The organism is Phycisphaeraceae bacterium (genome assembly GCA_019454185.1).
Lineage (GTDB): Bacteria > Planctomycetota > Phycisphaerae > Phycisphaerales > UBA1924 > JAHBWV01.
In genome coordinates, this window is the sequence record CP075368.1 from 2,842,281 (window position 1) to 2,866,646 (window position 24,366).

A 24,366-nucleotide genomic window follows, 5' to 3' on the forward strand; every position below is an offset into this window, starting at 1 on the left:
GTTCGCTCCGCGCCGCCGCGAACACCGGTCCAGACGCCCCCGATCGCCTCGGCCCCCGAGCCCGCGGCACAGGTTGAATCGCAGCAGGCGCGTGCCGATGCGAGCCGATCGCCCGGCGCGGCGGATCCGATCGGCGCGCTGCGTGCGGCGTTCCCTTCGTCGATGGCATCGACCGCGCTCGACCAGTTGCGCGTGGCCCGCATCGAGGCCACGGAGGTCGAGCTGGTCGGGCCGATGGGAGCGATCGCCGTCTTCCGGGCCCGGATCGATGATGTCTCACGCGCGCTCTCGGGCGCGCTCGGCCGTCGCCTCCGCGCGGTGCTCACGCCGGAGTCCGCTCCGGCCGAGGGGCCGGACTCACGCGGCGGGTCGGATTCATCGGTTACAATGGAAGCCGCGAAGGAGCACCCGCTCGTGGTCGCCGCACGAAAGGCGTTTGATGCCGACATCGTGCGTGTGGAGCCAGTCTCGAAACGCCCTGTGACACCGGAGCCGAACGCATGAACGCCTCGAACCGCCGTCCGATGATCTCCCGCCTTGCCGTGGCTGGTTGTGTGATCGCCTGCGCGGCGGTCACGCTCGGGTCGTTGCCCGGATGCGAGAGGCCCCGTGCCAAGGCGGAGAAGATCGTGGCCGCGGGCTCGCTGATCGGCGTGACGCTTGAAGAGGGGAACAAGATCGTCGGGCATGAAGTGACGAAGCACGACGAGTTCAACTACTACTGGGACATGGGCAAGGGGAACGGGGTGATCCAGGTGCTCGTGCGGGGCGGGAAGATCGCACGCGTGGAGCATGTCGAGGCGTTCGAGGCGCGTGCCGCACGGGACAACACGCCGAGCCATCCCGGCGCCAAGAACGAGACGATCCCCACGATCGACGAATTGGAGAAGATGAACCCGCCCCAGCAGGACGGTGGCGATGGTGGCGGCACGCCGCCGCCTGTGACGACGGGCGGGTGAGTGGGCAGAGCGGAAGTCGCTCGGGTGGCTTGACGCTCGAACGCCTTTTCGGTCGGTCCGTCCACGCGGTGCGGGCTCATGGCAGAGCGGGCATCATGGATCAGGTTTCACGCCCGTGAGGGCGAGCGTTACGTTGCGAGTGGCTTCAGCCACTTGCTGCGGGTGTCTCTGTTGGCTTGCTTCATTCCCTGGTATCTTCCGCCCTGTGGGCGGACGGGCGGGCAGCTAGTGCACGGCCGGACATTCGCCGTTAGCCCGGGAGTTTGCTGATGCCACGCGCGTGGACCCAGAACTATTACCATCTGATTTTCTCGACGCGGCACCGCAAGCCATGGATCACGCCCGATCTGGAGAGCCGTCTCTTTCCGTTCCTCATCGGCATCGCGCGTGATCTTGGATGCCAGATGATCGCACTCAACGGGATGCCCGATCATGTACATATGGTGCTTCGGTACCCTTCACATCTGTCACACGCCGACATGGTGAGGCACCTGAAGGGCCGCTCCTCGCGATGGATCCATGAGGAATTCCCCGCGCTCGCCGATTTCGCGTGGCAGGAGGGATACGGCGGGTTCACGGTGAGCCGATCATCCCTCGACGCCGCGTCCGAGTATGTCAGGCGACAGAAGGAGCATCACGCACGCATGAGCTTCGAGGATGAGTTCATGGCCATTCTTGAGCGGCACGGCTTGCAGGTCCCGCGCGAAGATGCACTCGGGTGAGTACGGACCCGACCGCCTTCTTCGCCGAGTGGCTGAAGCCACTCGCAACACAGCGTGCGCCCAGGGGGCGCGGACAGAAGTTGAGGAACGAAAGCTGTGCATCCATGCCGAGTGGCTGAAGCCACTCGCAACGTGCGCCCTGTCGGGCGAAGCGGGAGTGCGGGAACGCTAGGAGGGCACTGCTTTGATCCAGTCGCTCAGCTCCGCAGATACAACTCGAGGTACTGCACGGTCTGTTCGAGTTCCTGGGTGTGGACCATGTTGAGGTCGCCGATCGAGACCATGCCCACGGGCTTCTCGTCATCGACAACCGGGATATGGCGCACGTGCTTCTCGCGGATCACGGCCCGCAGCTCGTCGGCGTTCGTCTCGCGCGAGCAGCAGACGACCCGCTTGGTCATCACGTCCGAGACGGTGGTCTGCTCGGGGTTTCTGCCCTCGGCGACGACGCGCGTCAAGAGGTCGCGCTCGGTGAAGATGCCGGCCATCTTCCCCGACTGGCGATCGACAACGATCACGCTGCCGATGCGGTGATCGTTCATCACCTTCACCGCGTCGAGCACGCGGTCCTCGGGCGCGACGGTCACGATGGCGGCTACGCCGCGGCCTGCCTTGTTGGTCAGCACGTCTGCAACGGTGGGCATCCTGGGGCTCCTTCCTGGAACTCCCTCGCTCCTCCGGCCACGAGACTCTCTGCAGCGCAGTCTACCAGAAACAGGTGACGGATCCAAGGGGATTCTGGCATTCGGCATTCGGCATTCGCCATTGGGCATTGGAAAGTACATGCCCTCTGCCCCTCGCTTCGTCACCAATCCGCCCTGATCGCTCATCCCGCAGTCTGGCCCTTTGTCATTTGTTCTATGGCCCGTCTGCCCTCCGCGCCTTACTTCCCGGCGTCTTGTGAGAGCCGCCTCGCCAGCGCGAAGGCCAGTTCGAGGGCCTGGTGGTAGTTCAGACGGGGGTCGCAGAGCGTGGCGTAGTTGGTGTGCAGGTTGTCCTCGGTGATGTCGGTTGCGCCGCCGACACACTCCGTCACGTCCTCGCCCGTCAGTTCGACGTGGATGCCGCCCATGTGGGTCCCCGCGCCACGGAGCGCGTCGTAGGTCGTCTCGAGTTCGGCACGGATCGCGTCGAACGAGCGAGTCTTGAGCCCCGAAGCCGTCGAGACGGTGTTGCCGTGCATCGGGTCGCAGATCCAGAGCACGGGCGAACCGGCACCGCGGACACCCTCGACGAGCGCGGGGATGCGCTCGGCGGCACGGCCCGCGCCGAGGCGCGTGATCAGCACGATCTTGCCGCGCTCGCCCGTCGGATTCAGCACCCGGACGAGGTCGCGCACATCGGCGGGCGAGGTCGCGGGCCCGATCTTGATCCCCACGGGGTTCTGGATGCCGCGGAAGTACTCGACGTGCGCGCCGTCGATCTGACGCGTGCGCTCGCCGATCCACGGCAGGTGGGTGGAGAGGTTGTAATGTCCCTCGCGGCGCGGCACGCGCCGCGTCTGGGCCGACTCGTACAGGAGACTCAGCCCCTCGTGGCTCGTGAAGAACTCGACGCGTGTCAGCTCTTCGACACGGGCCTCGCCCAGCACCTCCATGAAGCGCAGCCCGTCGGCGAGCGAGCGCGTCATCTGCTCGTACTGGGCCCGAAGGTCCGCGGGCAGCGAGGCGTGGCGCATGAACGAGAGATCCCAGTACTCCGGGTGGTGGATGTCGGCGAAGCCGCCCTCGACCAGCGCGCGGATGAAGTTCAGCGTCAACGCCGCGTGCTGGTACGCGCGGACGAGCAGGTGCGGGTTGGGCGTCCGCGCCTCGGGTGTGAAGGGCGCGCCGTTCACGAGATCCCCGAAGTAGCTCGGGAGCGACACCCGAGCGCCGTTGATCTCGCGCGTCTCGATCGCGCTGGAGCGCGGCTTGGCGTACTGGCCCGCGAATCGCCCGATCCGGACCACGGGCTTCCGACCGCCCCAGACCAGCGCGAGCGACATCTGCATCAGGATCTTGAGCTTGTTGGTGATCGCGCCGGGCGTGCAGTCGTCCAGCGTCTCGGCGCAGTCGCCCCCTTGCAGCACGAACCGCCTCCCCTCCTGGGCGTCGGCGATCTCCTGCTTGAGTTTCTCGATCTCCCACGACGTGACCAGGGGCGGGAGCGAGCCCAGCTTCGCGACCTCGCGCTCGACCGCGTTGGCGTCCGGGTACTCGATCCGCTGCGCCTCGACGCGGCTCCGCCACGAGTCCGGGCTCCATGGGCGTGTGCCCGCGCCCGGGGCTGCGCTCTCCGAACCCGGTTGGACTGGCGTCGTCATGGTTCTCTCGAATCGACCTTCCATCGCATCGGGGTGAGGCAACAACGCCCGACACCCGGCCCGCCGGTCAGAGCGCGCACAAGAGAATGGTTGCGCGTGTGACCTCGAAGGGCGCAACTTTGGCCCGGTTTCGCATCAATCCTCTGATTTTTCCGTCTTTTCCGGTGCACTGCTCAACTCGGGGGTGCTGTGGTGACGATGGGCGAGGTCTGCCGCGGGTTATCGCGGCGACGCCGTGGGGCGTTCGAAGGTCGGCCGAGTGGCCCGGCCCGTCCCGAAGGCAGCAGTCCGAGGCCGGCGCACCAGTCGGCCCTCACGTTTGATCCCGACCGGGATCAGGAGCAAGCCAATGCCGACCCGTACCCGCCGTACCGCCCGCAAGACGACCGCTCGCAAGAGCCCCGCCAAGCGGACGAAATCGCGCAAGACCACCGCCCGTAAGACGACCGCTCGCAAGAGCCCGGCCCGCAAGACGACGGCCCGCACGTCTTCCTGGAAGAACTCTTTCAAGAAGACGACCAAGGCCAAGAAGAGCACCGCTCGCAAGAGCGCGAAGAAGAGCACGGCCCGCAAGACGACCGCTCGCAAGACCACGGCCCGCAAGACCGCGCCCAAGACCTTCTCCTTCAACCGCTCGATCAACACCGGCGCTCGTCGTCGCGCCGCCTGAGCCGCACACGACTCCGCTCGCCCGCCCACGGATGCGCGGCGCGATGCGAAGAACATGGGTCCAGCCCCCCGCAGGGACGCAACGGCGGCTGATCCGATCTTCACAATCTATCGCACGACACGGCCGCGGCACCCCCGCGGCCGTTCGTCGTTTAGGGAGCGGGTGGGACGACGCGGAACTTGACTGGGCAGGGGACTCGGTCAGCGTTTTTGATTTTTGCGGCGGCCCTCGCTTGGGACTACGTCCCTTCGCTCGGGCCGCCGTGGTCTGCCGCGAAGGGCCGCTCTGGTACACTAGAGATCAGCGGCGCGCCAACGATCATGCCGCCGTGGTCTGCCGCGAAGGGCCGCTCTGGTACACTGGGATCACGGTGCGCGTCGCTGGAGGCGATGCCGTGGTCTGCCGCGAAGGGCCGCTCTGGTACACTTTCGTCGTGTCCGTGATCACGCGCGAGCCGGCCGTGGTCTGCCGCGAAGGGCCGCTCTGGTACACTATGCAGGGGGTGCGGCAGCGGATCGAGGAGGCCGTGGTCTGCCGCGAAGGGCCGCTCTGGTACACTCGATCGCCAGCAGCGCACCACCCCCGAAGGGCCGTGGTCTGCCGCGAAGGGCCGCTCTGGTACACTTCCGCTCGGACATGATTCGGAAAGTCGGACGCCGTGGTCTGCCGCGAAGGGCCGCTCTGGTACACTCGGCCCGGTCGTCAACGGGCGCGTCGAGTGGCCGTGGTCTGCCGCGAAGGGCCGCTCTGGTACACTCAGCAGCGATCACATCTGACGCTACTCCGCGCCGTGGTCTGCCGCGAAGGGCCGCTCTGGTACACTGCCGAATCCTCGTGTTGACTTCATGCCCCAGCCGTGGTCTGCCGCGAAGGGCCGCTCTGGTACACTGCGTCTGATTCGATGCCCTGCTTCACGAAAGCCGTGGTCTGCCGCGAAGGGCCGCTCTGGTACACTGCGGCCTCGCGGCGATGCCGCAACAACGGTGCCGTGGTCTGCCGCGAAGGGCCGCTCTGGTACACTGACGTGCCGCGTGAGTGGCTACGCGCGTTCGCCGTGGTCTGCCGCGAAGGGCCGCTCTGGTACACTACGATCTACAACAAGCGCGAAGAGTGTACCGCCGTGGTCTGCCGCGAAGGGCCGCTCTGGTACACTGACGTGCCGCGTGAGTGGCTACGCGCGTTCGCCGTGGTCTGCCGCGAAGGGCCGCTCTGGTACACTTCGTCGGTGCCGGCTTGTCGCCACGCCGCTGCCGTGGTCTGCCGCGAAGGGCCGCTCTGGTACACTAGAGGCCCGAATCGGCGATCGATGATCGTGGCCGTGGTCTGCCGCGAAGGGCCGCTCTGGTACACTCCTACAGGCACCTACGACGATCCGGGGATCGCCGTGGTCTGCCGCGAAGGGCCGCTCTGGTACACTGCGAGTAGTCTTCGCATGTCAGGCCGCGATGCCGTGGTCTGCCGCGAAGGGCCGCTCTGGTACACTTCTCGCCAGGTCCACCAACCGATAGCAGCGGCCGTGGTCTGCCGCGAAGGGCCGCTCTGGTACACTCGACAAGCCGCACGGCCGCCCCATCTGGCGGCCGTGGTCTGCCGCGAAGGGCCGCTCTGGTACACTTCGAAGCAAATCCTTTTGTTCGCCCAGAAAGCCGTGGTCTGCCGCGAAGGGCCGCTCTGGTACACTTTGCACCGTTGATCGGTTCGTAATAATTTGGCCGTGGTCTGCCGCGAAGGGCCGCTCTGGTACACTGATGTCCAAGAGATACCCGTGCGACCCGCTGCCGTGGTCTGCCGCGAAGGGCCGCTCTGGTACACTTGTCGCCAGCACCCACGATCGTGTACTTCCGCCGTGGTCTGCCGCGAAGGGCCGCTCTGGTACACTGCGTCCTGGCAGGACCGTTGAGTCCAGAACGCCGTGGTCTGCCGCGAAGGGCCGCTCTGGTACACTGAGTTTGCGCCTGCGCGGCCAAGTGCTTTTGCCGTGGTCTGCCGCGAAGGGCCGCTCTGGTACACTGCGGAGATGTTCGGGCGGGTGGAAGAAGTGGCCGTGGTCTGCCGCGAAGGGCCGCTCTGGTACACTCCGCTCGCTCGGCGGCGTGTCCGGCGACGAGCCGTGGTCTGCCGCGAAGGGCCGCTCTGGTACACTTTTCGGCTACGGCGTAGGTGTGGTCGAGAGGCCGTGGTCTGCCGCGAAGGGCCGCTCTGGTACACTCCGGATCATCGCGGAAGCGCGTGAACGCCCGCCGTGGTCTGCCGCGAAGGGCCGCTCTGGTACACTCATGTTCGCGATGATGGTTTCGGCTCTGTTGCCGTGGTCTGCCGCGAAGGGCCGCTCTGGTACACTCGTCACGGAGTCATACGGCATCGGGGCAATGCCGTGGTCTGCCGCGAAGGGCCGCTCTGGTACACTGTATGGATGTCGAACAAGCGAGGCGATCACGCCGTGGTCTGCCGCGAAGGGCCGCTCTGGTACACTGACCCGACACGATGCACTCGCGTTCCCGTCGCCGTGGTCTGCCGCGAAGGGCCGCTCTGGTACACTTCCGTCAAGGTCGATACCGACGGCAAACTCGCCGTGGTCTGCCGCGAAGGGCCGCTCTGGTACACTAGTTCCGCAAGGTTGAGCCCCAGCGATGACGCCGTGGTCTGCCGCGAAGGGCCGCTCTGGTACACTGGAAACGCGCCCGGCACGAACCGCGTGGAGGCCGTGGTCTGCCGCGAAGGGCCGCTCTGGTACACTGTATGTACGGACGGGCGGGGCAGAGTTTGCGCCGTGGTCTGCCGCGAAGGGCCGCTCTGGTACACTCCGCCTGAATCGCCACCTGAGCGGCTTTGGGCCGTGGTCTGCCGCGAAGGGCCGCTCTGGTACACTGCCAGCGTCGGACGGAAGGTGATTACGAGCGCCGTGGTCTGCCGCGAAGGGCCGCTCTGGTACACTGCAGTATGCAGAATGCACGCCGTTGTCGGTGCCGTGGTCTGCCGCGAAGGGCCGCTCTGGTACACTAAACCCGAGGATCGAGATTGAGATGCCACCGCCGTGGTCTGCCGCGAAGGGCCGCTCTGGTACACTCGTAGTCGAGAAGGCGGATGAAGGTGGCCAGCCGTGGTCTGCCGCGAAGGGCCGCTCTGGTACACTGGTAGCGGTTCGCGGTGCTTTGGTGCTGACGCCGTGGTCTGCCGCGAAGGGCCGCTCTGGTACACTGGCATCACTCAGCCCCGCGATGGTCTCGGGGCCGTGGTCTGCCGCGAAGGGCCGCTCTGGTACACTCTGCCGGTTTGCAAGCAGGTACGTCCAGTCGCCGTGGTCTGCCGCGAAGGGCCGCTCTGGTACACTCCCCCGCGTGATCGGCGACGTGCTGAACATGCCGTGGTCTGCCGCGAAGGGCCGCTCTGGTACACTCCATTGCGGCATCGACATCATCCCCGAGTTGCCGTGGTCTGCCGCGAAGGGCCGCTCTGGTACACTCCGGGGTGGGTGGAGCCGCAGCCCGCCTGTGCCGTGGTCTGCCGCGAAGGGCCGCTCTGGTACACTGCGATTGCAGCAACGCCGCGAGCGTCTCGTGCCGTGGTCTGCCGCGAAGGGCCGCTCTGGTACACTCGTGCGCTTGCGTTGCCGGTGTCCGACCTTGCCGTGGTCTGCCGCGAAGGGCCGCTCTGGTACACTCCCCCGCGTGATCGGCGACGTGCTGAACATGCCGTGGTCTGCCGCGAAGGGCCGCTCTGGTACACTATGATCGATGTGCAGGCGATGACCGCCATGGCCGTGGTCTGCCGCGAAGGGCCGCTCTGGTACACTCAGGGCGAGCGGCGAGCGTGGTCATGCGGCGCCGTGGTCTGCCGCGAAGGGCCGCTCTGGTACACTGTGGAGCGTGCCGAGCCCGTCCTGTACGGCGCCGTGGTCTGCCGCGAAGGGCCGCTCTGGTACACTACCCTGATCGGAATGTCTTCTGCAAGCAAGACTTACGACAGGGTCACGGCTAGAAAAGCATGAGTTGGGGAGGTGGTTCCTCTGCCGGACCCGCACTTTTGCCGCGGTAGACCTCCATCTTTCCGAACTGGCGATCGGTGATCGCGACGAGCCGGACCTGTCCGTGATCGGGCAGCACACTTCGCACTTCTGCCTTGATCCCATCGGCGAACTCCTCGCTCGAGCAATGGCGAGCATACACGGAGAACTGGAGCATCGTGAACCCGCGCAGGAGCAGGTCGCGCCGGAATCGCGCCGCCCGCTTCTTCTCTGCCTTTGTGACGACGGGAAGGTCGAACATCGCAAAGAGCCACATCGCACGATACCCCGAGAACAGCGGATACTCATCGTCTGGCGTGAAGCGCGGTTCAGCATGCTTCGCGCTGCGATTCCGCCTCCTTCTCACGATCGCACCAGCCCGTCAGGAAAGAACACACGGAGCTTGGACACATCGTCATCGCTACAGAACGCGCGACCGAGAGAGGCCGCGGAGCGTCCGATCCAGTCCATCACCGTTCTGGATTCTCCCTCGTGCGTGAGTCGTTCGTGGAGCACACCGATGATCTGCTGCTTTGTGTGTGCATCGAGTTCCACGCCCGGTCCGTGCTGACCGACGATCTCGGCGACGGCATCGTCGATCATCACGCGCCACGGTTCCATGAGATCATCGGCGAGGCAGTACGGGTTTGACCGCCCGTGGTGGCAGACCCCGAGCGAGGGGTGAAGCCCATTGGCGCAGATCGCGCGACCGACCGCGGCCCGGACCACGGCGTAGCCGTAGTTCAAGAGACGGTTCTGGTCCGGTGCATCACGCCGGCGCCGAAAGTTCGAATCTCCGAAGAGGCGCGGCCAGTAGCGTTGTGCGGCGTGCGCTTCGGCGTTCCCGGCATCGCCCGATCGCACCCCTGCCGCGATTGCGAGCAGGCCGCCGTCATCGCCGATCCGAATCTGGAGCAGCGATGCCTGGGCCATGATCTTGGCCCGCACGATGGACTGCCAGATCCGCTTCTTTCGTGGCTCCGTCACGGAGGCCTGCGCGATCATCCGCTCGGTCTGGAGCGTGTTGGCTGAGAGCGGGAGCATCAAGCCGTTGGGGAGCATCGAATCGTCGCAGACAAGCACCGCAGCGCCCTCGGCCATCAGCCCGGAGAGCACGGATTGCGTGCATGTCACGCGCGCGTTGGCGAGAATCAACGCGGCGATCTCAGCCAGCGGCGTGGAGAGGTCCGGCATCCCTTCGCGCTTGACGATGAGTTGGCCGTACCGCACGCTGAGGTACGCCCCATCGTTGGAGAAGTCGAGGATGCGTTCGGCGCCTGAACCCATATGCCGCTCAGTCATTGGCTCGGCGGATCTCGCCGAGATAGGTCACGAGTACTTTGCTAGCAGCGAGCTTGCGCATAGAATCGCCCGAACCCCTGATACGAATCCGCTCGCGTTGCCGCTGCGGTGATGGTCTTGCATCATGGGTTGGCAGGACCTCGATGTCCCCCTCACTGATGGAGAGGACACGAAAGACGCGACGCGTCGCCGGGCCTCTCGGATCATCCATCTCGATGTGCTCGCCCTTCGCGAGCGAGAAGAGGAACCTTCGCCCTTCCCCGCCGTCGCGGCAGACGATCGGCTGTTTCGCCGCCTTGCGGCGGTGGGCTTCCATGAGCGTGACAGGCGTGTGCTCCCAGCGTGTGCGCCCCTTCTCGTCTGTCACCTCCCACACTTCCGTGTGGTGGTTGCTGCCGAGTTTGACGTACCGCTCCTGCGATCCCTTCCCGATCCGATCCGGCTTGGCATCGACTTCGACGCGGACACGCCGAAGGGGGACCATGCGCCCGTCGTACCCTCGGACCATCGGTGCGTTCTCCGGAACGGCGAAGATCTGCGAGAGTTGCTGCGGTGTCGGATCCGGTCGTCCGAGTTCAGTGAGCTTTGCCCGGATCGCGGCGAGCGCTCTCTTGTCGACCAGCCGCCCCTCTTCGATATCCTTTGGAGTGAGTTTCTGGAGTTCTTTCCGGACTCGGTGCTTCGCACCAATGGGCTTGCTGTAGATCGTCGCTTCGTGCAACGCGCCTCGGGCACGCTTCGAGATCTGATTCGAGACGATCACGGATGAGATCAGCCGCTCAACCTGATCGCGGAGTCCGGGCAGCGGCTCATCCACCGCGTCGAACGCACGTCGGGCGAAGCGGGCGTCCGCGCTCGCCGCGGCACGCTGGAGCAGTTGAACGGCTCGCCCATCGGTAAGCCCGATGACGATCGCGTCGATCGCATGATGCCTGTGGTCGTCACGATTCTTATCCGGTGTGTCGCCGAGCAGTCCGGAGAGACCCCAGCCGGTGCGGAGCCACGCGGTCAGTCCGCCGCTCGTAGCCTGTATGCGTAGATTGCCCTCAAGGTCGCTTCGGCCGCCGTAGAGCAGGGCGAGGTAGTCCGCTGCGAGTTTGGCGATGTATCGCGTGTCGCTGAGGTGGCGATTGGTGAACCCCTCGGGAATCTCCTGTGCGAGGAAGCGTTCGAGTTTCGCTCTGCGGGTCCGGAGGTCGCCCTTGAATGCACTGACGCGCTCGATGATCTCGCCGTAACGTCCATCGTCGGCGCCATAGGCCTCAAACGGTGTGCGGTTGTGCTTTCTCGCGATGTTCTCCTCGTGGTAGCAGAGCGTCTTGTTGAGGAAGCTGTCGTCGAGCGAGCGGGATCGCGGCCAGATGTGCTCGATGTGGAACTGGGCACTTGCGCCGAAGAGCGTGCGCCACTCGATCTGCCTGCCTGTGTATGGGCAGCGCCAGCCGCATTCGTCCGCGAGAAGCACCTTCTCGATGTCTTCGCGCGATGGGCGGCTGATATGGGCCTCTTTCTCGATCTGTTTGGCGATGCCATCGCGATGCTTGGCGCGTGCGGTGTTCGTCCTGTGGATCTGTTCGCGACGATGGGCGCCGTGCTTGAGCTCTCGCGCGAGCTCGATCCTGATTCGAGCCGGCTTGCCGTGCTCTCGTACCAGTGCGTTCACGAGCTTGCGGAGTTCCGTGAGCGCGCGGATGACGCCAGGATTGCGCAGGTCCTCGAACGCGTCGGTGACCGGAGGCAGTGAGTCCGCAGATTCAACAGCCCTGAATGACTCTGGGAACTCTCGCTTTCGCGCTTCGGCATACGTGACACCCTCGCGCATGTGTGGCATCAGACGGGCGATGGCCTTGAGGGAGAGAGATGCGTAACCCTCTTCGAGCTCGATCGCACTCAGTGCCGCGGCCTGCTCCTGCGAGAATCCGTAGTGCCGGGCCATGCGCCTCTGGCATGCTTCCGGCGTACGGAGTGATCGAAGGTCGTGGACAAGCGCGTCCCGAGTCTCTTCAGGCAAGGAATCGAAGCCCTCGCCGATCACGTCGCGGAGCTTGGCATCAGTGCGGTTGCCGATGATCTCTTTCTCGCCATCGTCTTCGATATTGAACCTGCTTCGCTTGCCGAGAGCGAGGGCCTTCTTCGCCTGTGTGGCCTTCGTGTCACCGGCCCGCTCAAGAATCGTGATGAGAGCGCGACGCTCATCTTGCGTGAGCGACCGCGCGGGAGCATCGTTCTCTGATACTTCGACGTTGTTTACGGCCTGAAGGATGCGAAATGATTGGAAATCACGAGACGCGATCGGGGCGCGACGCTCCGTCGGAATCAGACTGCACCTGCCGATCGTGTGCTTCTGGCTCTTGAGGGGCCTTTGCCAGAACAACGCCCGGCGGATCTCCTTGCGTGCATCCTCCGAAAGTCCGAGATGCGACTGCTGTTTCTGCCAGATCGCATCAAACTCCTGCTCGTACATCTCGCGACCGGTCCAGCGATGCCGGATCCTCACCTCGTCTGGCGTCAGAGATGCGAGGTAGGCGCCGAGCGTGGGGGGATCGTGAGCCGCGATCTTGATGGCGAGGTCCCCGATGGCGGCCTTCACCTTGCTCTTCTCATCTGCTTTCGCTCGGGCATCGGCACGCCGGTTCGACTTGAATCCACGACGCTGGCCGAGTTGGTAGATGGCGCGTCCGAAGTCGAGCCGATCTATCTCACGGATCGCTGCGGCAGCGCGGATGCGGTATGTCCACCGCTGTTGATCATCATGAGTACCGACCCATCGCGGCATGATCTGTCGGTCGAGATTGCCGAGAAAGCGGCATACATCATCGGCCGTACGGAGTTCGGTGTCGGGCTGCGGGAGCAAGCCGTGCCTGACCAGTGCCTGTATCAGTGCTCGCTTGCGTCGCCACCGTCGCCAGGCCTGCCTGCGTTGCTGTCGAGCGGTACGCCTCGCGGTGTTGCGTGGCTGATCCGCTCCCCGAAGCCGATCGAGGTCGGTCCCGTCGGTTCCTGGCTCAAAGAGATGGGAGCCCGTCCTCACGACCTGCTTCGGCACGCCGGTCGAGTCGAGACCGACAACAGACCAACCGATCGACGCAACCCCCAAGTCGATGCCGAGGACCCATAAGCTGTCCTTGTACCCGTTCATGCGTTCCTCCCGCTTGACTGCGACACAGCGCATCAACTAATATAGCAGTAGTGTACCAGAGCGGCCCTTCCGTCTTATCACGGTAAGGAAATCCGCGCGGGGCAAGGTCTGCGGGCCTCCCACGAACGCCCATCAATGGGCGTTTCTTATTGGCGATGTCTCTGGAGCATTCAGGACGAGACACCACTCGCTCACGCTCGTGGTGCCCCAGTGCCTCCGTCGCTTCCCTACCTCCGGATCAACCCCAACTGCCGGTACTTCTCCAGGTACTTCTTGTAGAGCGCGGTGTGCTTGGTGTTCATGTCGAGCGTCTTGCCCTGGATGAACGCCATCTCCGTGTGCGTGCGGACCTCCAGCGGGTCGCCATCGGTCACGATCAGCGTCGCGTCCTTGCCGATCTCCAACGAGCCGACGCGCCCCGACACACCGAGGATCTGCGCCGGCGTGAGCGTCACGCTGCGAACCGCCGCGTCGTGCGTCAGCCCCATCGGCTCGCCGTGGGCCAGCGCCTGCGCGACGTGGTAGGGGAGGTTGCGCTCGTGCGGGGTCTCCTCGCCGCTGGCGATCGCCCAGCGGACGCCCGCCTTCTCCAGCAGCGCGGGCTGCGTATACGCCTCGTTATAAGGAGAGTCGGTGCGCTTGGGGAACTTATGCGTCGCGACGATGATCACCGGCACATCATGCTTCTTGAGAAGATCGGTCACAAGGTGCGCGTCGCGCCCGCCGACGATGACGGGCCGCAGCTTCCGCTCGACCGCCCAACGCACCGCGGCCTCGATCTGCTCCACCTCGTTCACCATCAGATAGACGGGATTCTGCGTGCCGCCGCTCTCACCCGCCTCGGGCAGCACGCCCAGCACACCCTCCAGCCGTGCATCCACCGGCGCGGCTCCGTCCCTCGCGCGCAGCTCACGGTACGTGCGGCTGCGCTTGAACAGGTCCTCGAGCGCGTCGAACGCCTCGTCCAGGCGACGCTGCGCGGCCTCGTCCGCGCGCCCGAAGATGTTCTGCCCCTGACGCGTCTGCGGGAAGCCCACGACCAGCCCGACATCCGCGTCGACGGTCATGTCCTCGTAGGTCCACCCCTCCATCTGCATCACGCTCACACGCCCGGGGATCAACCCGCCCGTCGGGAAGACGCCCTGCAGCAGGATGCCGTTCGCACGGGTGACAGGGATCAGCGTCGAGTCGGGATTGACAGCGACCGCGGCGTAGACCTCCGGCGTTGTGCCGCCCGTCTCGCGATGGTCCTCCGTGGCGCGGATCGAGCCGATCTCCGACAGACCCATCTGCGAGTACGCGCCGAAGAGGCCGGGATAGACGTGCTTGCCCTTCGCCTCGATCACGAGCGTGCCGAGCGGCAGCACGCCGTCGCCGGGTCCGACCGACGTGATCCTGCCCTTCTCGAACAGCACGTGGCCGTTCGGGATCGACGGGCCGCTCACCGGATGGATCGTCGCCTTGGTGATCGCGATGGGGCGGTTCTGGGGCGGGGCCTTGATGCCCAGGTCCTGCGCGCACGCCGCGGCGGCGATCGCCCCGCCCGCCACGATCGCCAGTGTTCTCTTGATGATCGTGTTGGTTCTCATCGCGCACCTCCCGCAACGCCGTCCTCATACCGGATCAGCGCGTCCATCTGCATCATGCCGCAATCGCCTGCGGTGGAGCCGACGCCCCACATGCCCGCCGTGTACTCGTTCATCGTCTCGGGGCGGGGTCCGCGCCGTCTGCCGCCGCCCGGAGGCCCGCCCGCCGCCTGCGCGTCCGCGCTCTCGCCGTCGGGCTTCTTCGGCTTGGCGTCGAGCGCGAGGATCTTCTTGATGAGCCGCGTGCGCTCTGCCGCGGCGTGCCGCTGCAGCTCCGCATCCCTCGCGAGCGAGAACATCTCGCGTCCGTCGACATACGTCGCCTCGGCGCGGGCCGTGGCGGTCAGCGGATCGCGCGACCAGATGACGACATCCGCGTCCTTGCCGACCTCGAGCGAGCCGGTCCGCCCGTCGATCATGAGTTGCTTCGCCGGGTTGATGGTGATGAACTTGAGGGCCTCGGCGGGGGGCACGTTCCCGTAGCGAACGGCCTTGGCCGCCTCGATGTTCATGTGCGTCGCGAGCTGGTCGTCGTCGCTGTTGAACGAGACGTTCACGCCGGCAAAGTGCATGAGCGCGCCGTTGTAGGGGATCGCGTCCTGCACCTCGACCTTGAAGTTCCACCAGTCGCTGAATGCCGAAGCGCCGATCGCGACCTCCTTGATCGCCTCCGCGACCTTGTACCCTTCCAGCACATGCTGGAAGGTGCCGATACGAAAGCCGAAGTCCTTCGCGACGCGACAGAGCATCAGGATCTCATCCTGCCGGTAGCTGTGGCAGTGAACGAGGCGATCGCCGCGCAGGATCTCCCAGAGGGCCTCGAGTTGGAGGTCGCGGCGCGGCGCGGTGCCGGGCTTGTCCGACCCGCCGCTCGCGTTCCACTTCGTCCACGCCTCGCCGTACTCCTTGGCCTGTTGGAAGCGATCCCGCAGGATCGCCTCGACGCCCATGCGCGTCTGCGGGTATCTGGTGCTCCCCTGTCCCGAGTTTGACTGCTTGACGTTCTCGCCCAGCGCGAACTTGATGCCGGGCTTGGCATCCTCGACGTGCATGTCGTCCGGGTGCCTCACGCCCCAGCGGAGCTTGAGGGTCTGGCTCTGGCCGCCGATCGGATTCGCCGAGCCGTGCAACTGGTTCGCAGCGACAAGCCCGCCCGCCAGCTGGCGGTACCAGTTGATCGTGTCGGGATCGGTCGTGTCGCCGATGGCGCACTCCGAGGTGATGTTGGTCGCGAACTCGTTGACGCCCCAGCGGAAGAGCCCGGTGTGCGAGTGGCAGTCGATCAGCCCGGGCGTCACGTGCTTGCCCGTCGCGTCGATGACGGTGTACGAGTCGTCGAAGCGCGGCATCGACGCGCTCGGCCCGACGTACACGATCTTCCCGCCCGAGAAGAGCACCGCGCCGTTCTCGATGATCCCGGCATCCGCGCTCGTCCAGACCGTCGCGTTGGTGATCGCGACGTTCCCCTGCGCGGGCATCTCTCTGATCGCGAACGGCCCGAAGGGATATCCCGGAAGGTCGGGCGTCTCCGCGGGCTTCTCCTCATCGTCCGACGCTTTCTTGCGGGCCTTCCATGTGTGGACCGTCCCATCCGGCATGATCGACCGGCCGACCATCTCGTCGTTCGAGATCGTCGCAGTGTCCCTCACGATGCCGGGCTCGCCGAAGGGCCCGTTCTCGTAGGCGAACGAGATCTTCCCCTCTTCGATGACCACGTCGGTCGCGACGCTCCTGGCCTCGCCGATGTGGATCGTCATCTCGCCCTTGTCGGTGATCTCCGCGCGCGGCAGGTCGGGCGCATCGGGGAGCACGGGCCTTCCATCCGCTTCGGTCACCATCCATGTGCCCGCGATCTTCTGAGCGGGGGTCTTCGCGGTCTCGGCATTGCCGGCGCGTCTGGAGCCGGTAAAGGGCATCGTGCCGACGCCTGGGATCATCACTCTTCCAACGATCCCATCGCCGATCAGCGTCGCCGTCACGACGATGGAGGATGTCTCGGTGCCCTCCGTGATGTCCACGACATACGACAGCACACCGTTCCGGTACGCGACGTTCCGGGCACGCTCGCCACCCGATTTCTTTCCTTCCGCGTCCGCCTTCTCCTCGTTCTTGACGCTCACCTTCCCGTCGTCGCCGACCTCGACGATGATCGCGCCGTCGAACGACTCCCCCATCCCGAACGTGTAATCCCACGTCCCCGCGATGCCTTTGGGCGTCTCCGGCGTGATCTCGTAACGCACGCCGTCCACCCACACGTCGCGGATCTTCGACTTCTTCGCGAAGATCGGCCCGTCGGCCACGATCAGGTTCGCGACCTTCCCCTTCTCGACCGTTCCGAGCATCGCGTCGGCGCCCAGCATCTTTGCGGGGTTGGTCGTCAGCATCGCCAAGGCGCGATCCTCTTTCAGTCCGTGGTTGATCGCCTTGCGCAGGTTGCCGGCAAAGTCGCGACGCGACTCCAGCTCGCTCGACGTCAGCGCGACCAGCAGCCCCTTCTCGTCCAATCGCCTCGGGTTCGTCGGATGCTGCTCCCACGACATCAGGTCGCGCAGGTCGATCTCATCCGCCTTTGAGATCGAGTCCACCTGCGGCGTTCTCGGGAAGCGAAGCGGGATGATCGTCGGGTTGCCGTTGGCCGCGATCGCATCCAGACGCTTGTACTCATTGCCGGATCCGATCAGGATCGTCGGTCTGCCGAACTCCTGCCCGATCTTCGCTGCGCGGAGCGACTCCAGCTCGTGCTCCACATCGAACGCCAGCGGCACACTCTTGTCCGCGAGCGCGTCGAGACACGACCAGGGGTCTGTCGAGACGCCGCGCTTCAGCTGATCCGCGCGGTGGTCCGCGTCCAGAAGCGTCTGCCTCACGAGCGCGATCGCACCCATCTGGCTCGACGGGTAGACGCGGAACCCCGCCTCACCCGACTTGATCGACGCCGCCTGATAGATGGCTTTCCTGTAGACGGGCGGACGATCCGCGCTCGCCTCGGTGGGGACATCGCCGACGGAGACCAGCGCCGCCGCGCCGCGCAGGTTCCCACGCAGGGGCGCGATCGCCGCGCTCGTGAAGCCGAGCCCGCGCAGGGTCTTGCGTGTCTCCGCGTCCATGCCCACACCGTCGAGCGCGCTCCGCTGGGGAACGACGTTGGGGTTCTGATGCACACCCGGCGCGCTCCGGTCGGGCGCGGGCACCTCGACCTCAAGGAACGGCTCGATGAACCCCGCATAGACGTGCAGACCGCTCCCGTCCCACACGCGGCTTCCCGCCAGGGCCTCCGCGTCCGCATCTCCCGTGACCACGCGATCAATCAGCCCGTCTTTCACGATAACGGTCGCGCGCTCGAGCGTCTGCGTCGGCGAGACATGCACCGTCGCGTTCGTGATCGCGTGCCGCGTGGGACGCGCATCACGGACCGACTCCGGCTTGGGAAGGAGCGGCGATGTGCCCGTCGGCTGGGCGGTCGTGACGCCGCATGCAGTGGTCGCACTCAGCGATACGACTCCGATCGATAGGATTCGTGTGAGGTGACGGACAGCGCGGCTCGCGCGAGGCGGCGGGAAGGGGTGGGTGGGCATGGTCACTAGAGTACAGATCGTGCGGGCAGAAGGTGCAGGCCGCTCGGGAGACTACACCCGCGACGACGCTGGCTTTCGGGGGACCCGGGTTCCGGGGGCCTGCTTCTTTGCCCTCGCAGACCTGGAGTACTGCGTGAACGCGATCTCCATCGCGTCGTCCCACGGGATACAGGTCTTGCGCGGCTGGGAGAAGCACATCTCAAGCGCCCGCGATTCGGAAAGAACGTCGGTGACGCGCCAGGAGTATTTGTTGCTTGTCACTGCAGCGAGATTCTCCTGGCTGCTCAGGATAAGCGCCTCTCGAACGCACGCGATGGTCTGCCCGTGGCGTTTCACGATCGAGAGTTTCTCGTGCGGCTGCATGAAGAACCATGTGATCTCGTCGACTCGCACATTCTCTCGAAGCGTCTCTACAAAGCTCAGGCCCAGGCCCGAGGGCTTCTGGATATCTCGAATCCTGGCTTCGAGCAGGAGGCAAGACATCAGTTCGAGGTACGATGTTCTCGGGTTCTCGGGCACAAGGCAGTTCAACACATCAATGATATTGGATGAGTGCTCGCAATCCTCCTGGTTCGCCTCAGTGAACAGGCGGTGGATCCATGACACTTCGGGATAGAGAAACTCGAACTTCACGCCCCGATTCGAGGCCTCGAGAACCTCAGTGCGCACATCGGAATTGTGGGCGTCGTGGAGCGGGAGTGCGGTCACGACGGAGATCTTGTCGCCCGGCTTGGACTGGCGCATGTCGCGGATGATCCGCTCGACCGCCTGCGGCGTGGTCTCTATGCGAGTGAAAAATCGCGCGCCGTCTCTGAGCAGCGACTCCAACTGGGTCGCGACCTTTCTCGGAATGCGCGACACGCCGTCGCTGACGCCGCCCCTGCGACCGTAACTCTTCCAGAGGGCGTAGTCGGGGTTCTTGAGATATTGGAAGTAGCGATCGCTGACGCCGAGTCGCGAGATTACCTCTCGCTCGCTCCAGCCATTGGCGATCAAGGTCTCGATTCCCCGGGCGAAGTCTTGTGGTGACACGATCTCGCCGGAAACGCTCGCGTCCGTACTCGTCTCAGCCATTGATTCGTTCTCCGGACATGTCTTGCTGCCGCAACAGCTCTGCCCCAGTCCCATCCCACTGAAGTTAGCACGACGACGCCCAGCGTGCGAACCGTCCGATGCAACGCTCATCACGCAGGGTGCCATTCTACGCCATTCACAACAAATTGTTCACTGGCATTACCATTATTGTCGCATTTTTCACATTTTGTGAGAATGTAGGGCATCTCACTGTTCGGGGGGGCATCTCCCAAGGCCGCATCATGGGCAAATTTTCCACATATTCGGTATCTGAACGGGTGATGCGGCCCTCGAAAAAATTCTTGCCGTAAGCTCGCAAAACAGTTATGATAAAGTAGCCCAACCTAGGGCAGTTCCGAAGTCGAGCACGATGCGGGACTCAATGGAGTAATTAGAGGCGCCATCGCCGTGATGGCCCGCCGCGGTGATCGGGTCTGTGTGCGTTCTCCGCCTCGATCGCGTGCTCGACGGATGCAGGAGGTCATCATGCCTCGCCGCCGCACCACCGCAATCGAATCCATCGTCGTCTCCACGCTGATCGCGACCATGCTGCTAGCCGCCGTTGCTCATTCTGCGACTGGCCTTACGAACCCGAACCCCCCGGCCACATCGACGAGGATCGTCGGCTCGCTGAGTCCGTCCTTGACAGTCACATGGGTGTCGCCGGTGCACATCCGCACGTCGAGCCGTGCGCCCGCGCCCGGCGAACGCCCACTGGCTCTGAGCGCTTCCACGCCTCCTCAGCCCATCACCAAGAAGCGCCGTCGTTGCCCGCTCAGGCCGGGGCTGCGCTACACGCTGCTTTCCGTCGCGCTGATGATGCCGGTCGGCATCATCGCGACCTGTGTGGGCAACCGCGCGAGCAGCGCGAGCGCGTCGGATAGCAACGCGGCTGGTGCATTGAGTCCAATGGTGGCTCCGCAAGCGAACTCGTTTAATCTGCACTTCCGCACGCTGGATGGCTTCTCGTTCGGCCAAGTGAGGGTGTACAACGACCGAGACGGCTTCGAGTCGACAAACGCCGAGAGCATCCTGATTAATGCGCCAGACAGTTGGTGCCGTCACGGAGAACGACTGCGGCTCTATGTCCGTGCTCAGCGAGGCGAGTGGATCTTTGTCGACGCGGTGACAGTCGAACTCGATGGGAGAGGGCGGCCTCTCGACGTGATGCTCAGCAAGACGCTGCACGACATCCGAGAAGTGCGAGCCAAGTGAGCCTTCGGCGGTCGGCTGGTCTTCGAACCAACAATCTCGCCCGTGCGGTGTTGAGGCAAAGAGTGTTCGCAGAAGGTGTCGGTGCTGTTAGCACGTCACACTATGAAAGTCTGGCTTTTGTACGCATATAGCGCATGCGGCGTCATTGTTCTTGTCGTTAGATATATGAGTGGTATGTGCGGTCGTTCCGTCGCGCAGGCCCTGCGCGGCCGATGGCCCGCCATCGAGCGAATCTCTGAATCTTGGCTCGCTCGCCGAAAACGGGTGGCCGAACTCCGGTTCGCTTTGCATATTCCCCCATCAGCGGCCCGCATCGCCGCTGCGCACGCACCTCGGGAGCCCTCGGAATGAAACGCACCGTCGCATCGCTCGCGCTTGCGGGCGCGCTGTCCGTGACCTGCCACGCCGGCATCATCACCCAGGAGTTCGCGATCCCGTGGTCGTCGGGGCTTCGTGTGATGGACATCGCCGTCGATCCCTTCGCGCCCCCCTCGGCCTCGCAGCCGCTGAACAGCGTCACGATCTCCATCATGGGCTTCTCGCGGACGCAGCTCACCACCGCGACGCCATTCGGCGGCACGGTGCCCGTCTCAATGACCCAGTCATTCGGCGCACTTGTTGAGTTCTCCGACGGGACGGACATCGCGATCGTGGACCGGACTTCGACGGTCCAGGAATTCAATCTGGGGATGGAGAGCGTGTGGTTCTCAGGGTTGACGCTCGCGGGCGCGGTGCTGGCGCCGCCGACGCTCTACCTCCCGGGCGACTCGGCGTTCGATCGCTTCACGGGCGCGGCCCCGGTCTCGATCTCACTGTCGCTCGACGGCGGCACGAACCTGCTCTCGCCGCCGACGCCCGGACACATCGGCGCGATCACGGGCACGGAGTGGATCGTGACGGTCTCGTACGACTTTGTTCCCGCGCCGGGCGGGCTCGCGCTCGCCGGGGTCGCGGGCGTGATCGCGATGCGCCGTCGGCGATCCTGATACTCACCGCTCGATGGTGTAGGAATCCTGCAGGAAGATATCTCGCCCATCCGGCCCGACTGTGCGCAGCACGGCCATGATGCGGATGCGCGAGGTCGGCGGCGTGGGGTTACCACGCGCGAGAAGGGCCTCCGCCGCGCCGAGCGCGGTTCCCGAGCGATTGAGCCCGCCGAGTGTGAAGCGGTACATCTTCGATGCGGGGTCGTACCACGCGGCGTTCTCTTCCAGATCCGAGAGGCGCACGCTCGGCCACGTCAGTTCGAGCGTGTCGTCGGCCGACCCGATGGCGCGATCGCCCGCGTACAGGCGGAGTTCGAGGTTCCCGATCGCCTTCGAGAAGTCCCCCCAGCGGTCCACCGTCTCCAGATACACAACGACGATGGGCCTGCCTCTCTCATCGCGGTCGAGGCGCGTCAGCGGGTAGACGCGCAGCTCGGTCGGCGCGAAGGGCCACGCCCGGCCCGTGGGGTCGACATCGCCTCGGATCACAGGGCGGATGGGGTTGGCGACCTGGCAAGAGCCGAGCACGCCCATGGCCGCGGCCCCCGAGATCAGCGCAGCGCAGAACCGCGCGCCTGACCGTGCCCGGCTGGGTAAGAGATCGAACAGGGATGGATGGGCGGCGGTCATGGAGCGTCAAGTCTATCGGAGTCCGGGCACGGTCATCGGTCGGGGGAGCGATCTGCCCGAGGTCATCACAGGAGATCCCGCGGGCTCGGCGCTCTCACGCGGCGGATGCCGGTCCCTCCCTGGACTGCTTCGGCTCCGGACGGTTCTCGACCGATCGCGCCGAACTCGCCGCGGATCGCATCCGCAGCGCGGCTTCGAGCGCGGTGAGCGCACGCGTGTTCTCCCGGACAACGCCGACCAGCAGCGAGAGCTCGGAGCGCTGCCTTACCAGTCGCTCGTGCGCCTGCGTGAGTTGTCGCTCACGCTCAGCCGATGCCCGCCGCTCGGTCAGCCACAGGAACGCGATGAGCCCCGCGGCTCCGAAGGGCGTGAGTGATGTGATCGTGGTGGGGTCCATGGGAGGAGTCGCGAAGTCAGAAGGCACACAGGGAGAAGGCACTCAGGCACAAGCACGCAAAGGCGCGAGATCAGGAAGCGGGCGGCGAGAACGCGAGCACGCTGAAGCGTCTGAAGCGGGCCTCATACGCGATCGACCGCATCCGCCCGCGATCGGTCCGGTCACCCTCGATGTACGTGTGGAACGACATCCCTTCCCACGTGCGTCCGTGGGTATCCACGAGCGTGCCAGGTGTCGGCGGGTCGAGGAGTTGCGCAGTCATCGCGTCGCGGAGCGTCCAGAGAGCCGACTCGCTCGCCGCGACGAGACGCCCGGTGACGATGACCTCCAACTCGACCAGGCCAAGCGGGTATGAGTTCGGCCCAAAGCCGCCGAGCGCAAAGTCGGCGACGACCAGGTGCCCCTGCCTGGCGAGCGCGAAGCGGTGGGGGCCTGCAAAGAGCGCGAGCGACTTGAAGGTTGATGGCATGGGGGTACTCCAAGAAGGCACAAAGGCACAAAGGCATGGAGACGAAGCGCAGGGAGTCAGTCGGAGGGCTCCGTCGCGATGGGATCGGTGGCGCCGTCGGTTGAGAGCGCGATGAGCGTGATCGTGCGGACCGCGCCGCGTTTCAGCGAGACCTCGTGCGTGACCGACTCGACGCACGCTTCGGCCGCGAGGCGCGTGCGCGGACGATTGGTCGATGTGGGCGAGGTGAAGAGCTCGAACATGCCGACCTCACCGGGGCGGGGTGCGCCGAGATCCTCAGAAGCGAGTTCCTGAACGATCTTGATCCGCGTCACCTGCTCCGGGGCATCGACGAAGGTCGGATGCGGCCCGGTGTCCGTGTAGGCGATCACCGAACGCGAGGCCTCGCGGTCGATGGTCACGAGCGCGACGTTGGCCCACGTCGAGTCGCCGAAACTCACTGTCCGTGGTGAAAGCAACAGCATGATTCACTCCCATTGCCCACTGCCCATTCAGCCGCGTACCAACTGCATCACGCCCGGTCGCCGGATCGCATCGGGCATTCCATCACCATCAAGATCAAGGAACGCGCCGATGCCCACGCGCTCCTGCTCGTACATCTCGCGGTATCGATCGGCGCGCATCGAGACGCCCGCATCTGTCCCTGCGTTCAGAGACGCGCTCAGCCAGATCAGACGCAGCGCAGCGAGCGCTTCCAGGCGCGCGAGCGAGCCGGGATTCAGGATGCTCTCGACACCCGGGAGCCCCGCGCGGGCGTCGGGCGGCAGATCCGGCTCGATCCCGATCGAGCGCATCACCTGGGCGTGGGCGATCCCCCGCTGTGGCACGAACGAGACGATGTGCAGCGGGCGGTTCGTCACCGGCGAGGGCGGCTGCGGGGCGTCCTGTGCCCCGCGCCTGATGCGAGAGATCACGAGCGTCGAAGGGCCCGTCCGCTCCACGACTTCGTAGGTCTGCCCGTCAACCACGCAGACGTGCCCGGGCGCGATGCCCGCGGCATCGAACGGAACGTCGACCCCGAGCGCGGTGAGCGTCGAGCCGCTGATCGACGCGCTGCCCCGTGAGAGACGCTGCCCGGCGTGCTGCGCCTCGATGAACGCTTGGGTCTCGATGCGGGCGATGTCGGCGTCGGTGGTGAGCATGCGCGCTCCTCTGAGAGTCTCTGGACTCGGCTGGCTGGATAACCCACGGATGGCGATCCGCGGGTTCGCGTGAAGCGCCGCGACCGGCCCGTCTGCCGGCCGCGGCGTGTGGCACGGGGCTCCCACCCCGCGATGGCTCTTGGTGGCACCGCTCTCCTGAGCGGTGTCGTCTCGGCTCGGAGAGCCGAGCCA

At 65.4% G+C, this 24,366-nt stretch carries 19 protein-coding genes and 1 CRISPR repeat array; of the genes, 6 read left to right on the forward strand and 13 right to left on the reverse strand.

All coding sequences use genetic code 11. The features are described 5' to 3' along the window. Positions 1 to 162 precede the first annotated feature (162 nt). The 3 genes from KF838_12115 to tnpA all read left to right on the forward strand — a co-directional run bounded on the left by KF838_12115 (position 163) and on the right by tnpA (position 1,681). Positions 163 to 504 carry a hypothetical protein gene (locus KF838_12115; protein QYK47523.1) on the forward strand — a complete coding sequence of 114 codons (342 nt, stop codon included), beginning with the start codon at positions 163 to 165 and terminating at the stop codon, positions 502 to 504. Further along, positions 501 to 959 (forward strand): hypothetical protein, encoded by a 459-nt coding sequence (locus KF838_12120; GenBank protein ID QYK47524.1) that lies wholly within the window; start codon positions 501 to 503, stop codon positions 957 to 959. Before KF838_12115 ends, KF838_12120 begins: the two co-directional genes overlap by 4 nt. 269 nt (positions 960 to 1,228) lie before the next feature. After that, positions 1,229 to 1,681 (forward strand): IS200/IS605 family transposase, encoded by a 453-nt coding sequence (gene tnpA, locus KF838_12125; protein QYK47525.1) that lies wholly within the window; start codon positions 1,229 to 1,231, stop codon positions 1,679 to 1,681. A gap of 197 nt (positions 1,682 to 1,878) precedes the next feature. On the opposite strand, the gene KF838_12130 is transcribed toward tnpA, so the two are convergent. Continuing rightward, the gene (locus tag KF838_12130) at positions 1,879 to 2,325 is read right to left on the reverse strand and encodes a CBS domain-containing protein (protein ID QYK47526.1); all 447 of its coding nucleotides are present in this window, start codon (positions 2,323 to 2,325) and stop codon (positions 1,879 to 1,881) included. 239 nt (positions 2,326 to 2,564) lie between these two features. Next, positions 2,565 to 3,986 carry a 3-deoxy-7-phosphoheptulonate synthase gene (locus tag KF838_12135; protein ID QYK47527.1) on the reverse strand — a complete coding sequence of 474 codons (1,422 nt, stop codon included), beginning with the start codon at positions 3,984 to 3,986 and terminating at the stop codon, positions 2,565 to 2,567. Positions 3,987 to 4,335: 349 nt separating this feature from the next. On the opposite strand from KF838_12135, the gene KF838_12140 reads away from it, so the two are divergent. Further along, the gene (locus tag KF838_12140) at positions 4,336 to 4,656 is read left to right on the forward strand and encodes a histone H1-like repetitive region-containing protein (GenBank protein ID QYK47528.1); all 321 of its coding nucleotides are present in this window, start codon (positions 4,336 to 4,338) and stop codon (positions 4,654 to 4,656) included. A 259-nt stretch (positions 4,657 to 4,915) separates the two neighbouring features. Further along, a CRISPR array of direct repeats spans positions 4,916 to 8,581; the repeat unit is 36 nt; unit sequence GCCGTGGTCTGCCGCGAAGGGCCGCTCTGGTACACT. Between the two features lie 49 nt (positions 8,582 to 8,630). On the opposite strand, the gene cas2 is transcribed toward KF838_12140, so the two are convergent. The 6 genes from cas2 to KF838_12170 form a co-directional block, all read right to left on the reverse strand. Next, on the reverse strand, positions 8,631 to 9,026 hold the full coding sequence (gene cas2, locus KF838_12145; GenBank protein ID QYK47529.1) for a CRISPR-associated endonuclease Cas2: 396 nt from the start codon (positions 9,024 to 9,026) through the stop codon (positions 8,631 to 8,633). Then, positions 9,023 to 9,946 (reverse strand): type II CRISPR-associated endonuclease Cas1, encoded by a 924-nt coding sequence (gene cas1 / locus KF838_12150; protein QYK47530.1) that lies wholly within the window; start codon positions 9,944 to 9,946, stop codon positions 9,023 to 9,025. Before cas1 ends, cas2 begins: the two co-directional genes overlap by 4 nt. 7 nt (positions 9,947 to 9,953) lie before the next feature. Beyond that, complete coding sequence (gene cas9, locus KF838_12155) at positions 9,954 to 13,100, reverse strand: type II CRISPR RNA-guided endonuclease Cas9 (protein ID QYK47531.1); 3,147 nt, start codon at positions 13,098 to 13,100, stop codon at positions 9,954 to 9,956. Positions 13,101 to 13,327: 227 nt separating this feature from the next. Further along, positions 13,328 to 14,689 carry an amidohydrolase family protein gene (locus KF838_12160; GenBank protein ID QYK47532.1) on the reverse strand — a complete coding sequence of 454 codons (1,362 nt, stop codon included), beginning with the start codon at positions 14,687 to 14,689 and terminating at the stop codon, positions 13,328 to 13,330. Further along, the gene (locus KF838_12165; GenBank protein ID QYK47533.1) at positions 14,686 to 18,261 is read right to left on the reverse strand and encodes an amidohydrolase family protein; all 3,576 of its coding nucleotides are present in this window, start codon (positions 18,259 to 18,261) and stop codon (positions 14,686 to 14,688) included. Before KF838_12165 ends, KF838_12160 begins: the two co-directional genes overlap by 4 nt. Positions 18,262 to 18,312: 51 nt before the next feature. Beyond that, on the reverse strand, positions 18,313 to 19,335 hold the full coding sequence (locus KF838_12170) for a hypothetical protein (protein ID QYK47534.1): 1,023 nt from the start codon (positions 19,333 to 19,335) through the stop codon (positions 18,313 to 18,315). Positions 19,336 to 19,821: 486 nt separating this feature from the next. Between KF838_12170 and KF838_12175 the strand changes: the two genes are divergently transcribed. After that, positions 19,822 to 20,550, forward strand: a complete 729-nt coding sequence (locus KF838_12175) for a hypothetical protein (protein ID QYK47535.1) — start codon at positions 19,822 to 19,824, stop codon at positions 20,548 to 20,550. Between the two features lie 347 nt (positions 20,551 to 20,897). After that, on the forward strand, positions 20,898 to 21,536 hold the full coding sequence (locus tag KF838_12180) for a hypothetical protein (GenBank protein ID QYK47536.1): 639 nt from the start codon (positions 20,898 to 20,900) through the stop codon (positions 21,534 to 21,536). A 3-nt stretch (positions 21,537 to 21,539) separates the two neighbouring features. Here KF838_12180 and KF838_12185 read toward each other — a convergent pair whose 3' ends face one another. From KF838_12185 to KF838_12205, 5 genes are all read right to left on the reverse strand, one after another. Further along, positions 21,540 to 22,166, reverse strand: a complete 627-nt coding sequence (locus KF838_12185) for a hypothetical protein (GenBank protein QYK47537.1) — start codon at positions 22,164 to 22,166, stop codon at positions 21,540 to 21,542. A 94-nt stretch (positions 22,167 to 22,260) separates the two neighbouring features. Continuing rightward, a complete protein-coding gene (locus KF838_12190) occupies positions 22,261 to 22,563 on the reverse strand; it encodes a hypothetical protein (GenBank protein ID QYK47538.1) in 303 nt (100 codons plus the stop codon). 70 nt (positions 22,564 to 22,633) lie between these two features. Further along, positions 22,634 to 23,032 (reverse strand): hypothetical protein, encoded by a 399-nt coding sequence (locus KF838_12195; protein QYK47539.1) that lies wholly within the window; start codon positions 23,030 to 23,032, stop codon positions 22,634 to 22,636. Positions 23,033 to 23,088: 56 nt separating this feature from the next. Beyond that, positions 23,089 to 23,496, reverse strand: a complete 408-nt coding sequence (locus KF838_12200) for a hypothetical protein (protein ID QYK47540.1) — start codon at positions 23,494 to 23,496, stop codon at positions 23,089 to 23,091. A 27-nt stretch (positions 23,497 to 23,523) separates the two neighbouring features. Then, the gene (locus KF838_12205; GenBank protein QYK47541.1) at positions 23,524 to 24,174 is read right to left on the reverse strand and encodes a hypothetical protein; all 651 of its coding nucleotides are present in this window, start codon (positions 24,172 to 24,174) and stop codon (positions 23,524 to 23,526) included. Between the last annotated feature and the right edge of the window lie 192 nt (positions 24,175 to 24,366).

Excerpts from the sequence above, each read along its gene's own strand:
- KF838_12160 (QYK47532.1), bottom strand. The coding sequence starts at position 14,689 with ATGAGAACCAACACGATCATCAAGAGAACACTGGCGATCGTGGCGGGC.
- KF838_12180 (QYK47536.1), top strand. The coding sequence starts at position 20,898 with ATGAAACGCACCGTCGCATCGCTCGCGCTTGCGGGCGCGCTGTCCGTG.
- KF838_12175 (QYK47535.1), top strand. The coding sequence starts at position 19,822 with ATGCCTCGCCGCCGCACCACCGCAATCGAATCCATCGTCGTCTCCACG.
- tnpA (QYK47525.1), top strand. The coding sequence starts at position 1,229 with ATGCCACGCGCGTGGACCCAGAACTATTACCATCTGATTTTCTCGACG.
- KF838_12170 (QYK47534.1), bottom strand. The coding sequence starts at position 19,335 with ATGGCTGAGACGAGTACGGACGCGAGCGTTTCCGGCGAGATCGTGTCA.
- KF838_12205 (QYK47541.1), bottom strand. The coding sequence starts at position 24,174 with ATGCTCACCACCGACGCCGACATCGCCCGCATCGAGACCCAAGCGTTC.
- KF838_12115 (QYK47523.1), top strand. The coding sequence starts at position 163 with ATGGCATCGACCGCGCTCGACCAGTTGCGCGTGGCCCGCATCGAGGCC.
- KF838_12130 (QYK47526.1), bottom strand. The coding sequence starts at position 2,325 with ATGCCCACCGTTGCAGACGTGCTGACCAACAAGGCAGGCCGCGGCGTA.
- KF838_12120 (QYK47524.1), top strand. The coding sequence starts at position 501 with ATGAACGCCTCGAACCGCCGTCCGATGATCTCCCGCCTTGCCGTGGCT.
- KF838_12140 (QYK47528.1), top strand. The coding sequence starts at position 4,336 with ATGCCGACCCGTACCCGCCGTACCGCCCGCAAGACGACCGCTCGCAAG.
- cas9 (QYK47531.1), bottom strand. The coding sequence starts at position 13,100 with ATGAACGGGTACAAGGACAGCTTATGGGTCCTCGGCATCGACTTGGGG.
- KF838_12185 (QYK47537.1), bottom strand. The coding sequence starts at position 22,166 with ATGACCGCCGCCCATCCATCCCTGTTCGATCTCTTACCCAGCCGGGCA.
- KF838_12195 (QYK47539.1), bottom strand. The coding sequence starts at position 23,032 with ATGCCATCAACCTTCAAGTCGCTCGCGCTCTTTGCAGGCCCCCACCGC.
- KF838_12135 (QYK47527.1), bottom strand. The coding sequence starts at position 3,986 with ATGACGACGCCAGTCCAACCGGGTTCGGAGAGCGCAGCCCCGGGCGCG.
- KF838_12190 (QYK47538.1), bottom strand. The coding sequence starts at position 22,563 with ATGGACCCCACCACGATCACATCACTCACGCCCTTCGGAGCCGCGGGG.
- cas1 (QYK47530.1), bottom strand. The coding sequence starts at position 9,946 with ATGGGTTCAGGCGCCGAACGCATCCTCGACTTCTCCAACGATGGGGCG.
- KF838_12165 (QYK47533.1), bottom strand. The coding sequence starts at position 18,261 with ATGCCCACCCACCCCTTCCCGCCGCCTCGCGCGAGCCGCGCTGTCCGT.
- KF838_12200 (QYK47540.1), bottom strand. The coding sequence starts at position 23,496 with ATGCTGTTGCTTTCACCACGGACAGTGAGTTTCGGCGACTCGACGTGG.